This window comes from Synechococcus sp. M16.1 (genome assembly GCF_014279895.1).
Lineage (GTDB): Bacteria > Cyanobacteriota > Cyanobacteriia > PCC-6307 > Cyanobiaceae > Parasynechococcus.
On sequence record NZ_CP047954.1, the window covers coordinates 1,918,976 to 1,931,481 of the forward strand.

14 protein-coding genes are annotated in these 12,506 nt (G+C 66.1%); 7 read left to right on the forward strand and 7 right to left on the reverse strand.

What is annotated here, in order from left to right; translation table 11 throughout:
• Window positions 1-47 precede the first annotated feature (47 nt).
• Window positions 48-1,454, forward strand: coding sequence for an isochorismate synthase MenF (locus SynM161_RS10970; protein WP_186541460.1), 1,407 nt, complete (start codon window positions 48-50; stop codon window positions 1,452-1,454).
• Here the strand turns inward: SynM161_RS10970 and gshB are convergent.
• Both gshB and grxC read right to left on the reverse strand, forming a co-directional pair.
• The gene (gene gshB, locus SynM161_RS10975; protein WP_186541461.1) at window positions 1,421-2,344 is read right to left on the reverse strand and encodes a glutathione synthase; all 924 of its coding nucleotides are present in this window, start codon (window positions 2,342-2,344) and stop codon (window positions 1,421-1,423) included. The two genes, SynM161_RS10970 and gshB, sit on opposite strands and share 34 nt — an antisense overlap.
• A gap of 3 nt (window positions 2,345-2,347) precedes the next feature.
• On the reverse strand, window positions 2,348-2,605 hold the full coding sequence (gene grxC, locus SynM161_RS10980) for a glutaredoxin 3 (protein WP_115009898.1): 258 nt from the start codon (window positions 2,603-2,605) through the stop codon (window positions 2,348-2,350).
• Between the two features lie 77 nt (window positions 2,606-2,682).
• Between grxC and prfB the strand changes: the two genes are divergently transcribed.
• The 6 genes from prfB to SynM161_RS11010 all read left to right on the forward strand — a co-directional run bounded on the left by prfB (window position 2,683) and on the right by SynM161_RS11010 (window position 6,379).
• Window positions 2,683-3,811 (forward strand): peptide chain release factor 2 gene (gene prfB, locus SynM161_RS10985; protein WP_222930177.1). Its coding sequence is split into 2 segments (ribosomal slippage): window positions 2,683-2,757 and window positions 2,759-3,811, totalling 1,128 coding nucleotides; the frame shifts between segments, so codons are not numbered across the junction.
• A gap of 4 nt (window positions 3,812-3,815) precedes the next feature.
• Window positions 3,816-3,980: a DUF3285 domain-containing protein gene (locus SynM161_RS10990; protein WP_071840165.1), complete on the forward strand. Its 165-nt coding sequence runs from the start codon at window positions 3,816-3,818 to the stop codon at window positions 3,978-3,980.
• 2 nt (window positions 3,981-3,982) lie between these two features.
• Complete coding sequence (gene ybeY / locus SynM161_RS10995) at window positions 3,983-4,501, forward strand: rRNA maturation RNase YbeY (protein WP_186541462.1); 519 nt, start codon at window positions 3,983-3,985, stop codon at window positions 4,499-4,501.
• A gap of 104 nt (window positions 4,502-4,605) precedes the next feature.
• Window positions 4,606-5,013 carry a diacylglycerol kinase family protein gene (locus SynM161_RS11000; protein ID WP_255441998.1) on the forward strand — a complete coding sequence of 136 codons (408 nt, stop codon included), beginning with the start codon at window positions 4,606-4,608 and terminating at the stop codon, window positions 5,011-5,013.
• Window positions 5,014-5,027: 14 nt separating this feature from the next.
• A complete protein-coding gene (locus SynM161_RS11005; RefSeq protein WP_115081218.1) occupies window positions 5,028-5,621 on the forward strand; it encodes an aminodeoxychorismate/anthranilate synthase component II in 594 nt (197 codons plus the stop codon).
• A gap of 35 nt (window positions 5,622-5,656) precedes the next feature.
• Window positions 5,657-6,379, forward strand: a complete 723-nt coding sequence (locus tag SynM161_RS11010; protein WP_186541464.1) for an MBL fold metallo-hydrolase — start codon at window positions 5,657-5,659, stop codon at window positions 6,377-6,379.
• On the opposite strand, the gene SynM161_RS11015 is transcribed toward SynM161_RS11010, so the two are convergent.
• The 5 genes from SynM161_RS11015 to mnmE are packed head-to-tail and all read right to left on the reverse strand — an operon-like array spanning window position 6,380 to window position 12,506.
• Window positions 6,380-7,363, reverse strand: coding sequence for an asparaginase (locus SynM161_RS11015; RefSeq protein ID WP_186541465.1), 984 nt, complete (start codon window positions 7,361-7,363; stop codon window positions 6,380-6,382). It abuts the gene before it with no gap.
• Complete coding sequence (locus SynM161_RS11020) at window positions 7,360-8,478, reverse strand: histidinol-phosphate transaminase (RefSeq protein WP_186541466.1); 1,119 nt, start codon at window positions 8,476-8,478, stop codon at window positions 7,360-7,362. Before SynM161_RS11020 ends, SynM161_RS11015 begins: the two co-directional genes overlap by 4 nt.
• Window positions 8,475-10,247, reverse strand: a complete 1,773-nt coding sequence (gene argS, locus SynM161_RS11025; protein ID WP_186541467.1) for an arginine--tRNA ligase — start codon at window positions 10,245-10,247, stop codon at window positions 8,475-8,477. The genes SynM161_RS11020 and argS overlap by 4 nt, the downstream gene beginning before the upstream one ends.
• Window positions 10,248-10,290: 43 nt before the next feature.
• Complete coding sequence (gene nadC / locus SynM161_RS11030; RefSeq protein ID WP_186541468.1) at window positions 10,291-11,130, reverse strand: carboxylating nicotinate-nucleotide diphosphorylase; 840 nt, start codon at window positions 11,128-11,130, stop codon at window positions 10,291-10,293.
• A gap of 23 nt (window positions 11,131-11,153) precedes the next feature.
• Window positions 11,154-12,506: a tRNA uridine-5-carboxymethylaminomethyl(34) synthesis GTPase MnmE gene (gene mnmE, locus SynM161_RS11035; RefSeq protein ID WP_186541469.1), complete on the reverse strand. Its 1,353-nt coding sequence runs from the start codon at window positions 12,504-12,506 to the stop codon at window positions 11,154-11,156.

A 12,506-nucleotide genomic window follows, 5' to 3' on the forward strand; every position in this document is an offset into this window, starting at 1 on the left:
CGAAGACCCATACATTTGAGCAGTAACCCTGGCCGGAAACGCCGCGGATGTCGGCTGATTGTTGTTTCAGCACCCTCCTCTCCGCTGCCCAGCGGGGATGGTTGGCCTGTGACGGCGATGAAGCTCTGCTCAGCCTGGCCCTGCCGATCGAAGGGATCGACCCGCTTCTGGCCTTGCCGCAGCTGGCGGAGCAGGAAAGCCTGCAGGTGCTGTGGGACAGCGCGCCAGGCCTCTGCCTGGCTGCCGCAGGGCCCTGCCAGGAACTGGAGCTGGCCGGCAGCCGTCGCTTTGAGCAGGCCCAGCGCTTCGCCGACCTCTGCCTGAGCCGGCTGCACGACACGGCAGCGGACAGCCCAGCCCATGCTCGGCCCCGGGTGCTGCTGCGCTTCCGCTTCTTTGATCAGGTGAGTGAGCGCCGCCGCAGTGAAGCGGTGGTGCCATCGGTGCAGGCCGTGCTGCCCCGCTGGCAACTCAGCCGTCAGGGACGCCGCGGCTGGCTGCGGCTGAATGGGGTCGTGAGCAGTGCAGCGGACTGCCGCGAGCTGGCGGAACAGCTCTGGCTCAAGCATGAACAGCTGCTCAAGACGCCAACGACGCCACCCCCCCTCAAGCCCCAGGCGCTGGTGGCGGCAACGGAACCGGAAACCTGGCGGCAGCGCTACGCCGCAGCCCTCACCCGCGGCATTGATCTGGTCAACAGCGGTGACCTGCACAAACTCGTGCTGGCGGTGCGGCACCGCATTGTTCTGGCCGACACCTTCGACCCCTTGCCGCTGTTGAAGCGGCTGCGACGGCAGCAGGCCGGCAGCTGCCGCTTCCTCTGGCAGCGTCACACCGGTGATGCCTTCTTCGGTGCATCGCCGGAACGGCTGCTCAGCCTGCGCGCCGGTTGGCTGCGCAGCGATGCCCTGGCCGGCACGGCGGGGCAAGGGGATTCCGGGGCGCAGCTGCTGCGCTCCGACAAAGACCGCCGCGAACATGAATTGGTGGTGGAAACCATCACCGACCAACTGCGCCGCAACGGCTTGACCCCCCGCCGCCGCCGCCAACCCCAACTGGCCCGCCACGGCAACCTCACCCACCTGCACACCCCGATCACGGCCGAAACCCAGGGTCAGCCCGTGCTGGCGCTGGCTGAACAGCTGCACCCCACCCCGGCCGTTGCCGGGTTGCCGCGACGCGACGCGATGGCCTGGTTGCGCACCCTCGAACCCTTCGAACGGGGCAGTTACGCAGCGCCGATTGGCTGGATCGACAGCGCTGGTGATGCGGAACTGCGGGTGGCGATCCGCTGCGGTCACGCTCGGGGCTGTGAGCTGGATCTCACCGCCGGCGCCGGCCTGGTGCGGGGGTCCGTTGCCGAGCGGGAACTTCAGGAAGTGGGGCTGAAGCTGGCCGTGCTGGCGGACCAGCTGGAACTTCAGACCAGCGCGCGCAACCGCTCGATCGTCTGATCAGCCAACGGCTGGTTCATCAGCCTCTCCACTTCCCGCACCCCGGTGGGGCTGGTGACGTTGATTTCGCTGAGCATGCCGCCGATCACGTCAATGCCAACGAAGAACAACCCCTCTGCCCGCAGCGCCGGGGCCAGAGCAGCGCAGATCTGACGTTCCCGCTCGGTGAGTTCCGTGGCTTCCGCCTGGCCACCCACGGCCAGATTGCTGCGGAATTCTCCGGCTGAAGGACGCCGGTTGATCGCCCCCAGGGGATCGCCGTCCACCAGCAGGATGCGCTTGTCACCCTCGCTCACGGACGGCAGAAAGGCCTGGGCCATCACCGGCAGGCGTTCCTGCTCCGTCACCAGCTCCAGCAGAGCCTTCAAGCCCGGCGCCTGGCCGTTGACCCGAATCACCCCCAGGCCGGCACGACCCCCCAAGGGTTTGAGCACGATCTCCTGCTGCTCCTGGGCAAACAACAGCAGTTCAGACACCCGCCCCGCCACCAGCGTGGGGGCCATCCAACGGCTGAAGCGCAAGGCCCCCAGCTTTTCGTTCCAGCTGCGCAGCGCACTGGGGCGATTGAGCACCCGCACCCCCGCTCGCTCCGCCACCTCCAGAAGATGGGTGGCGTACAGATACGCCTCATCCACCGGCGGATCCTTGCGCATCCAGATCACGTCAAACCCAGCCAGCGCCTGACGTTCAGCCACCCCAACCGTGATCCAGGGCTCCGGCGTCACCGGAAGGGCAATCGCGAGGGGTTCATCGCCCCGTGCAATCAGATCGGAGGGCGTGCAGGCCCACACCTCATCGCCGGCGCGATGGGCGGCCTGCATCAGCGCAGCAGAGGAGTCCTTGGCTGGATTGATCTGCCCCAGCGGATCCAGAACAAACAGCTGGCGCATCGATCAGGCCTTCAGCAGCGCATCGAGCTCACCGGCGCGATCCAGGGCATGGAGGTCGTCACAGCCACCGATGTGGCGATCGTCGATGTACACCTGCGGAACACTGCGGCGACCATCACCCCGCGCCGCCATGGCATCCCGAGCCGGCTCATCCCCATCCACGCTGTGTTCGGTGTAGCTCACCCCTTTGCGGTCCAGAAGCCCCTTGGCGCGGACGCAGAACGGGCATGTTTGCCAGGTGTAGATCTCAACCTTGGCCATTGCGTTGCTGATGCCGATGGTCGGATCCTATGCAGCTACTGCACTGATAGCGTCAGAGGCTGATCAGGACCGAGTCCTTGCTGGATCTCACCGACTTCAAACGCGATCTCTCCGAGCTCACTGACCGCCTGGGCAATGCCCAGGACTGTCTTTGACGTTCCTGCACTGAACGCCAGGCAACAGGATCTCGAACAACTCGCGGCCCAGCCCGATTTCTGGGACGACCAGCAGAACGCCCAGAAGCAGATGCGGCGTCTGGATGAGGTGAAGGCCCAGCTGTCTCAGCTGGCCGGATGGCGCGGTGCGGTCGACGACGCCCAGGCCACCCTTGAGCTTTATGAGCTGGAGCCCGATGAGGACCTGCTCCAGGAAGCTCAAAACGGACTGAACCAGTTGCGCCAGGGGCTGGACCGCTGGGAACTGGAGCGCCTGCTCAGCGGCGAATACGACAAAGAGGGTGCCGTGCTCAGCATCAATGCGGGGGCTGGCGGAACAGACGCCCAGGACTGGGCCCAGATGCTGCTGCGGATGTACACCCGCTGGGCGGAAGACCACGGCATGAAGGTGACCGTGGATGAACTCTCCGAAGGGGAGGAAGCCGGGATCAAGAGCTGCACGATCGAAATCGAAGGGCGCTACGCCTACGGCTATCTGCGCAACGAAAAGGGCACCCACCGCCTGGTGCGCATCTCACCGTTCAACGCCAACGACAAGCGCCAGACCAGCTTTGCCGGTGTGGAGGTAATGCCCAAAATCGAAGAGGACGTCAAGCTCGACATTCCCGAAAAGGACCTGGAGATCACCACCAGCCGCTCCGGAGGCGCCGGTGGCCAGAACGTGAACAAGGTGGAAACGGCTGTGCGGATCCTGCACATCCCGACCGGGCTGTTTGTGCGCTGCACCCAGGAGCGGTCCCAGCTCCAGAACAAGGAGAAGGCGATGGCATTGCTGATGGCCAAATTGCTGGTGATCGCCCAGGAGCAACGGGCGGCCGAAATTGCCGACATCCGCGGCGACATCGTTGAAGCGGCCTGGGGCAACCAGATTCGCAACTACGTGTTTCAGCCATACCAAATGGTGAAAGACCTGCGCACTAATGAAGAAACCAACGATGTGCAAGCGGTGATGGATGGGGCCCTCGACCCCTTCATCGATGCCTGTTTACGCCAGGGTGTCGACAGCCCCGGCGCCGACGCCGATTCCTGATCCCATGGCCAGCGAGAGCACCCCACCGCCGAGCTTCGTTAAACAGGCCATGCGCAACATGGTGCGCAAGGGCAGCAAGAGCCTGTTCCATTTCGGCCTCACGGCCATGGGATTCCTTGGCTTCATCACCCTCGTGGCTTGGCTGGGGCGGCCGACCCTGCCGGGCTAGGCATGGAGCTCGACCTCGCACTGGATCGGGAGGGGGTGACGCTGCAACCCTCCGACAGCACCGATCTGCTCGATGAAACGGCCTGGCTCCAGCAGCTGGAGCACTGGCTCAACAGCATCTGCGGCAATGCAAGCCTCGACTGCCCAACCCTGGTGCGTTCGGCGGACGAGCTCAGCCTGGGGCTGCGCTTCACCGATGACGCCACCATCGCGGATCTGAACAGCTCCTGGCGCCAGAAAACAGGCCCCACGGATGTGTTGTCCTTTGCCGCCCTCGATGACGCTGGCGACTGGATGGAAGGCCCCAGCATCGAACTGGGAGACATCGTCGTCTCCCTGGAGACGGCCCGGCGTCAGGCCCAGGAACAGGGGCACAGCCTTCAGCGGGAATTGCGCTGGCTGGTGAGCCATGGCCTGCTGCACCTGCTGGGCTGGGACCATCCCGACGACACCAGCCTTGCCGCAATGCTGGCCCTGCAGGAGAGACTTCTTGGGGATGGGTGGCCTGGACAACCCGGGTAGCCTTCGGAAAGGGGGCGTGTGCCCTGCGGAGGAGAAGTTCTGTTCCGATGACCACCGAATCGCCCCGGACACGAACCGCAGATGCAGCTTCCGAAGAGGTGGCCATGGTGCCCAATGCCATGCGACGTCGGGGCAGCTGGCGCATTGCCGGCGATCTGCCGGCGAGCTTTCGCTATGCCGCTCAGGGCCTGGGCTACGCCTTCCTCACCCAGCGCAACTTCCGCATCCATGTGGTGACGGGGCTGGTGGTGTTCGGCCTGGCCACCTGGCTGCAACTGGATCTGATCCGCCTGGCCGTGCTGGTGCTTACGGTGGCTGCCGTTCTGGTGTTGGAGCTGCTGAACACAGCGATGGAAGCGGTGGTGGATCTGGCCGTCGGTCGGCGCTATCACCCCTTGGCCCGCATCGCCAAAGACTGCGCTGCTGCCGCCGTGCTGACGGCCGCCATCAGCTCTTTGCTGATCGCTCTGTTTCTCCTGCTTCCGCCGATCCTGCTCCGCCTGGGGCTCTGACTCCCGATTCGCAGATGCTGCTGGTCATCGACAACTACGACAGCTTCACCTTCAACCTGGTGCAGTACTTCGGTGAACTCGCCGCCCAGCATCCGGTGGCAGCGGATCTGCAAGTGCATCGCAACGACGCCATCAGCCTCGAGCAGATTCGTGCCCTGAAGCCCGACGCGATCCTGCTTTCTCCAGGCCCTGGCGACCCGGACCAATCGGGTGTCTGCCTCGACATCCTCAAAGAGCTTTCCGCAACGGTGCCCACCCTGGGGGTGTGCCTGGGCCATCAGGCCATCGCCCAGGTGTACGGCGGCCGGGTGGTGCGCGCCCAGCAGCAGATGCACGGCAAGACCTCACCGGTCCTGCACAAGGGCGACGGCGTGTTCGCGGGACTGCCCCAACCGCTGACGGCCACCCGCTACCACTCCCTGATCGCCGAACGCGACACCCTGCCGGACTGCCTCGAGGTGACCGCCTGGCTCGAGGACGGCACGATCATGGGCTTGCGGCATCGTGAGCATCAGCACCTGCAGGGGGTGCAGTTCCACCCCGAAAGCGTGCTCACCGATCAAGGCCACCAACTGCTGGCCAACTTCCTGCGGGAAGCCGAGGGATAACGCTGTTAGCGTCCGAAACAGGTTTAACCCCACCCATGTCCGTCCTGCGTTCCGCCGTGACCGCCGCTGCAGGCCTGGCACTCAGCCTCACGTATCCGGCCTTAGCGGGTGGTGGAGTGTCGATCAGCAGCTATGGGCAGCGGTCCCTGCTGATCCAGGGGGGCGGGCAATCGGTTCTGCTCAACCCCTACAAGGCCGCGGGTTGTGCTGCGGGGCTCCCTGAACCTCGGCTGACGGCCGGCGTTGTTCTGGCCAACTCCGAACTCGCCGATGAAGGAGCCCGCGACGTGGCCGGTGGCCGCTTTCTGGCCCAACCTGGGTCGTATCGCATCGGCGGGCTGAGCCTTGAGGGCTTTGCCAATCCCCACGACCGCGTGGGCGGACGCCGCTTTGGCAACGCCACCCTCTGGCGCTGGCAGCAGGGGGGCCTCAGCTTTGCCCATCTCGGTGCCACCGCTGGAGAGCTCACGGCTGCCGACCGCGTGCTGCTCGGCAACCCCGATGTGCTGATCATCGGCGTGGGTGGCGGCAGCAAGATCTACACCGCCGAAGAAGCTGCGGCGGTGGTGGAGCAGTTGAACCCCAAGCGCGTCATTCCTGTGCAGTACGTCAACGGCGAGGCGCCTGAAGGCTGTGATCAAGAGGGTATTCAGCCCTTCCTCGATGCCATGGGCGGCACCGCCGTGCGCCGGGTGGGCCAGTCGCAAACCCTGCCGGGCCGCCTCGACGACGACACCGTGATCACAGTGATGCAGTGATCACGGTGATGCAGTGATCAGCGCCTGCAGCTGATTTCTGTCCCAACCCGCCAGCACAGCCAACAACAACATCACCCTGGCTTTCTGGGGATTGAGGCTCCCTGCCGGCAGCAGCCCGAGCCGTTCATCCTCGGGATGGTGGTGCACGGGCCCCGACCCGCAACGGTTGGCCCGCAGCATCAACGGCCGTGGTCCAGCCCACGCCTCCAACACACGGCATTCGCACGCCGACAACTGGCCGGCACCGGTACCGGTGAACACCAGGCCATCAACGCAGGCGTTGAGGCAAGCGCTGAGCAGGAGCGGCTCGGGCTCCACACACCCGTAGACGATCGGCACCTGGGGCCATTGCTCCGGCAAATCGAGCCCAGCAAAGGGCACCTGCCGGGATCCACTCGCCATGGGCAGATGAACGCCAACGTCATCCACCCAGCCCAAGGGCCCGCGGCCGGGACTGGCGAAGGCCCCCACCCCCTGGGATGCCAGCTTGGTGACCAACTGGGCGGCATGGATCTGGCCATCCATCACCACCAGCACGCCCTGACCGCGAGCTTCTGGGCTTGAGGCCACCTGCACCGCCTGCAACAAATTGAGGGGGCCATCGGCACTGAGGGCCGTGGCCGGCCGCATCGCACCCACCAGCACCACCGGCCGAGGATCGTCGATCAACAGCTGCAGCAACCAGGCGGTTTCCTCCAGCGTGTTGGTGCCATGGGTGATCACCACCCCAGCCAGCTCAGGGTCTGCCGCAAAGGCAGCACGGATGCGCCCCACCAGCGCACGCCAATGGGCAAACAACAGATCAGCGCTGTCGACGTTGGCGATCTGCTCCACATCGATCGCCGCCAACTCCTGCAGCTGCGGCACCGCCGCAAGCAGGGCGTCGCCCCCCAGCACGCCCGCGGTGTAGTTGTTCAGCGTTGCGCTGTTCTCCGCACAGCCGGCAATGGTGCCGCCGGTGGCGAGCAGCAGCAGGCGGTTCATTGCTGCAGGGGGAGGAACGCCTCCATGAAGCGCTGCATCTGGCTGGTGGTGCCGATGCTCACCCGGAAGCAGCCATCGATCAGGGGCTTGCCTGCCATCGAACGCACCAGAATTCCCGCCTCGCGCAACGCCGCATCGACCTCCGCCACCGGGCGCTGGGGCCAGATCAGCAGATAGTTGCCGCCATCGCAGTGATACCGAACCCCCGCGTCCTGCAGCGCCTGCAGGGTCCAGTCGCGAGCCCGCAGCACCTCAGCCACATAGGCATCCACATAGGACTGGTCCGCCAAGGCGGCAAAGGCCGCGGCCACGGCCACGCTGTTGACGTCGTAGGGGCCCGTGACGCGGCTAACCCGATCCACCACATCGGCATGGCCGATGGCAAAGCCAATCCGCAACCCCGCCAAACCAGCAGTTTTGGCCAAGGAGCGGAACACCAGCAGGTTCGGTGTGGCCGTAAAATCTGCGCTCGGCAGCACACTGTCTCCGGTGAAGGCTTCGTAGAGCTCATCCACCACCACCAAGGTGCCCGGGGCTGAGGCCGCCAAGGCGATCACCTGATCTGCTGGCAAGCGCGTGCCGGTGGGGTTGTTGGGGTTGCAGATCAACAGCAGCCGCGGCGCTCGAGCCGCTAACGCCTCCTGAATGGCCGCCAGCGGGAAGTCGAACGTCTCCCCTTCGTAGGGAATCGCCTCGATCGTCATGCCCTGCATGCCGGCGCAGGGGCTGTAGTAACCAAAGGTGGGCGCTGTGGTCAGCAACGTCTCACCGGCATCGCCATAGGCCTGAAACACCGCATGGATAGCGGCATCCACACCGTTGAACAGGCCCACCTGATCCGGCTTCAATCCAGGCCGGCAGCCGGTTTCCTCCAGGTTCTGCAGTAACGCCTCCCGCAGGCCGTCGTACTCCGGATAAACGGCAATCTCTTCGGTGCTGAAGTTGCGCAGGGCCTGGGCCACCAAGGGACTGGGGCCAATCGTGTTCTCGTTGAAATCCAGCCGCAGCATCTGGCGGCGGCCCTCCAACGGCGCGCTGTAGGCCTTGAGCTGCTCAACGGCGGCGCGGGCCACCGGAGCACCACCGGCTGTGAACGGTTGAGTGTTGTCGCTCACATGCGGTCCAGGGTGGCGATGCCCAGCAGTCCGAGCCCCAGTCTGAGGGTGTCGGCCGTCAAACGGCAGAGGGCGAGGCGGGATGCCAGCGCTTCAGGATCGGCCTTGAGCACAGGCACCTGGTCGTAGAAACGGTTGAACACCTGGCTGAGCTCGAACAGATAGCTGCACAAGCGGTTGGGCAGCAGCTCCTCCTCCACCTCTGCGATCACGGCATCGAACTTGAGCAGCTCCCGCACCAGGGCCCACTCCTGGGGCTCGCTGAAGTTCAGTTGGGCCTTGGTGGCGGCAAGGTCGCCCCCCTTGCGGGCGATACCGGCGATGCGCACTACGGCATAGAGGAGATAAGGCGCCGTGTTGCCCTGCAGCGCCAGCATCCGATCGAAGGAGAACTGGTAATTGGTGATCCGGTTCTGGCTGAGGTCGGCGTATTTCACCGCCGCCAAACCCACGGTGCCCGCCACATGCTGGATGAACTCCTCCGACTCGCTGCGCTCCTCCTCCATCAGGCGTGAACGCAGATCGGTTTCGGCGCGCTCGACGGCTTCATCGAGCAGATCCCGCAGACGCACGGTGTCTCCCGCACGGGTCTTGAGCTTCTTGCCGTCCTCCCCCTGCACCAGGCCAAAGGGCACGTGCTCGAGGCGCGCACCGTCCGGGATCCAGCCGGCCCGTTCGGCCACCTGGAACACCCCGGCGAAATGGTTCGCCTGGCCAGCGTCGGTGACATACACAACGCGGCGGGCACCATCCCCTTCAGGAGCCGCTCCGAAGCGGTAGCGGATCGCCGCCAGATCAGTGGTGGCGTAGTTGAAGCCGCCGTCGCTCTTCTGCACGATCACCGGCAGGGGCTTGCCGTCCTTGCCCTGCACACCCTCAAGGAACACGCACTGGGCACCGTCATCGGTGACCAGCAGCTCAGCGGCCTTCAGGCCATCAATCACCGCTGGCAGGAAGGGGTTGTAGAACGACTCGCCGCGTTCGCTCAGGCGAATGTCGAGCCGGTCGTAGATCTTCTGGAACTCGCGCCGCGACTGGTCGCAGAGCAGGCCCCAGGCCTTGAGCGACACCGGATCGCCCCCCTGCAGCTTCACCACCTCGTCGCGGGAGGTGGACTGGAACGCTTCATCGTCATCGAAGCGCTTCTTGGCCTCGCGGTAGAAAGCCACGAGATCTCCAAGATCCACCGCATCGGCGGTGTCCAGGGCTTCCGGCGCCACCTGCTTGAGGTGGGTGATGAGCATGCCGAACTGGGTGCCCCAGTCGCCCACATGATTAAGGCGCAGCACCGGATGGCCGCGGAACTCGAGCACCCGCGCGAGGGAGTCGCCAATGATCGTGGAGCGCAGATGCCCCACATGCATCTCCTTAGCGATGTTGGGGCTGGAAAAATCCACCACCACCGGCGCCGGGTTCTCCACCGCCGGCACGCCGAGACGCTCGTCCCCCAGCCGTGCCGACACCTCCGCCGCCAGCCGCTCCGGGCGGATCGTGAGGTTGATGAAGCCCGGCCCGGCGATCTGCGGCTCCAGGCAGAGGTCGGTGAAGGCAGGATCAGCCTGCAGCTGCTCCACGATCGCCGTGGCGATCTGCCGAGGAGCCTGCTTCAAGGGCTTGGCCAGGGGCAGCGCACCATTGGCCTGGAAGTCGCCGAATTCCGGCTTGCTGGCAGGGGCCAGCAGGGGGTCCAGCCCCGCATCCGCCTCCGGGAAGGCCCGTTGCATCGCCGCCCGCAGCTGGGCATCCAGGGACTGGGACAGGCTGAGCATGGGCAGTGCGTGGCCGGGGGAATCCGGCTCTGATCATCCCTCTTCAGGTGAAACGCATGCTCAGGTCCAACCAGCGGCTGCGGGTGACCGGCGCGCTGGTGGAGATCAGATCGATGCCGGTGGCGGCGTAGGCCTGCAACTGCTCCGGCTGAATGCCGGAGGCCTCAAGCACCACCCCACCGGCGCTGCAGTCCCGCAGGCGCGGCACCAGCTGCCTGAGCTGCTCGGAGCTGAACTCATCCAGCAGCACCCCATTGGCGCCCGCCTGCACCGCCTCCAACGCCTGGACTTCCGTCTCCGCTTCCACAATCACGGCCGTGGGCCAGGGGGCCTGCTCACGCACCGCCGCGATGGCCGCCGTGATGCCACCGGCCCAGGCGATGTGGTTCTCCTTGAGCATGGCCGCGTCATCCAGCCCCATGCGGTGGTTGATGCCGCCGCCGCAGCGCACCGCGTATTTCTCCAGCAGACGAAGCCCAGGCGTGGTCTTGCGGGTGTCGGCCAGACGCACACCGGTGCCCTCAAGCTGGGCCACCAATGCAGCGGTGGCGGTGGCAATGCCGGAGAGGCGCATGGCCAGGTTCAAGGCGGTGCGTTCCCCCGCCACCAAGGCCGCTGCGGGCCCCTGCAGCTCCAGCAGGCAGTCCCCGGCCTCGACGGCGTCACCGTCCTGCCGCAGCAGGCGAAGGCTCACCCCGGGATCCAGGCGCTGGAACAGGCGCTGCACCAACGGCCCACCACAGAAGCGGCCCGGCTGTTTGGCGACCCAATGGGCCTGACCCTGCTGTCCCTGCAAGGCAGCCGCCGTTAGATCACCGCGGCCGATGTCTTCCGCCAGCCAGGCCTCCAAGGCAGCGGTGAGTGCCGGAGATTGCCAGTCCAAACCGTTTCAGACGTCCGCTGAACCTATTTTCCGATGCAGAAGCGCGAAAACACCCGATCCAGCACCGCTTCGGTGAGCTCTTCTCCAGTGATCTCCCCCAGGGCGCGGATTGCCTCCCGCAGATCGATGGTCCAGAAGTCCCATGGGAGCTGCTGGGCCGCCACCTCCTGGCTGCGGGCCAGGGCTTCGGCGGCTTGGGCAGCCAGATCGCGTTGGCGTTGGTTCAGCGCCAGCAGCACCCCTTCGGTTCCAGCAGCACCACAACGCTCCAGCAGGGCCTGCACCAGGTCAGCCTCCCCCGTGCCCTCCAAGGCCGACAACTGAACATCCACCGGCTTGGGGAAGGTCCCCGCAGGGAGATCCGCCTTGTTGGCCACCAGGATCCTGGGGATCTGCGCAGGGATGCGCGCCAGCAAGGCGGCGTCTTCAGCGGTCCAGCCCGCATGGCCGTCGAGCACCAACAGCACCACATCCGCCGTGGCCAGAGCTTCCTCGCTGCGGGCAATCCCCAGCTGCTCCACCGCGTCATCGGTGCTGCGGATGCCGGCGGTGTCGAGCAGGGTGATCGGCACCCCTTCCAGCACGATCTCGCTCTCCAGCAGATCTCTGGTGGTGCCCGGCAGATCGGTCACGATCGCCCGCTCGCGGCGGCTGAGCCGATTGAGCAGGGAACTTTTTCCCACGTTGGGGCGACCCACCAGGGCCACGCGCAGGCCCTGGCGCAGGGCATCGCCCCGCTCGCCATCGCGCACCAACTGCTGAAGCTCCAGCCGCACGGCTTGCAGCTGCTGCAGCAGGGCCTCGCCATCGAGGGGCGGCAGGTCCTCCTCGAAATCCACCCGAGCCTCCAGTTCGGTGAGCTGATCGAGCAGACGTTCCCGCAGCGCCGTGATCTGGGCCTGAATGCCGCCATCGAGGCCTGCCATCGCCAACTCGGCTGCCCGGCGGCTGCGGGCCGCCACCAGCTCACTCACCGCCTCGGCACGGGTGAGATCGAGCCGGCCGTTGAGCACGGCCCGCTGGCTGAATTCGCCCGGATGGGCCCGCCGCACTCCCGGCTGCCGCAGCACCTGTTCGAGCACCCGCTGCACGGCGATCACCCCGCCATGGCAGTGGATCTCCACCACGTCCTCACCGGTGAAGCTGCGGGGCCCGCGCATCAGCAGCAGCAGCACCTCATCGAGACGGCGGCCCTCGCCATCCATCACATGGCCGTACACCACCCGGTGCGATCCCCACTCCTGCCGGCCCGGGCAGTGCACCACGCTGCGCCCCGTCGCTTCCGCAGCCGGTCCGGAGAGACGAATCACGGCGATGCCGCCCTGCCCTGGGGCCACGGCGGTGGCCACGGCCGCAATCGTGTCGGTGCTGGGCAC

Bases quoted from the DNA above. Each gene is read 5' to 3' on its own strand.
- SynM161_RS10970 (WP_186541460.1), top strand. From the start codon at position 48: ATGTCGGCTGATTGTTGTTTCAGCACCCTCCTCTCCGCTGCCCAGCGG.
- gshB (WP_186541461.1), bottom strand. From the start codon at position 2,344: ATGCGCCAGCTGTTTGTTCTGGATCCGCTGGGGCAGATCAATCCAGCC.
- grxC (WP_115009898.1), bottom strand. From the start codon at position 2,605: ATGGCCAAGGTTGAGATCTACACCTGGCAAACATGCCCGTTCTGCGTC.
- SynM161_RS10990 (WP_071840165.1), top strand. From the start codon at position 3,816: ATGGCCAGCGAGAGCACCCCACCGCCGAGCTTCGTTAAACAGGCCATG.
- ybeY (WP_186541462.1), top strand. From the start codon at position 3,983: ATGGAGCTCGACCTCGCACTGGATCGGGAGGGGGTGACGCTGCAACCC.
- SynM161_RS11000 (WP_255441998.1), top strand. From the start codon at position 4,606: ATGGTGCCCAATGCCATGCGACGTCGGGGCAGCTGGCGCATTGCCGGC.
- SynM161_RS11005 (WP_115081218.1), top strand. From the start codon at position 5,028: ATGCTGCTGGTCATCGACAACTACGACAGCTTCACCTTCAACCTGGTG.
- SynM161_RS11010 (WP_186541464.1), top strand. From the start codon at position 5,657: ATGTCCGTCCTGCGTTCCGCCGTGACCGCCGCTGCAGGCCTGGCACTC.
- SynM161_RS11015 (WP_186541465.1), bottom strand. From the start codon at position 7,363: ATGAACCGCCTGCTGCTGCTCGCCACCGGCGGCACCATTGCCGGCTGT.
- argS (WP_186541467.1), bottom strand. From the start codon at position 10,247: ATGCTCAGCCTGTCCCAGTCCCTGGATGCCCAGCTGCGGGCGGCGATG.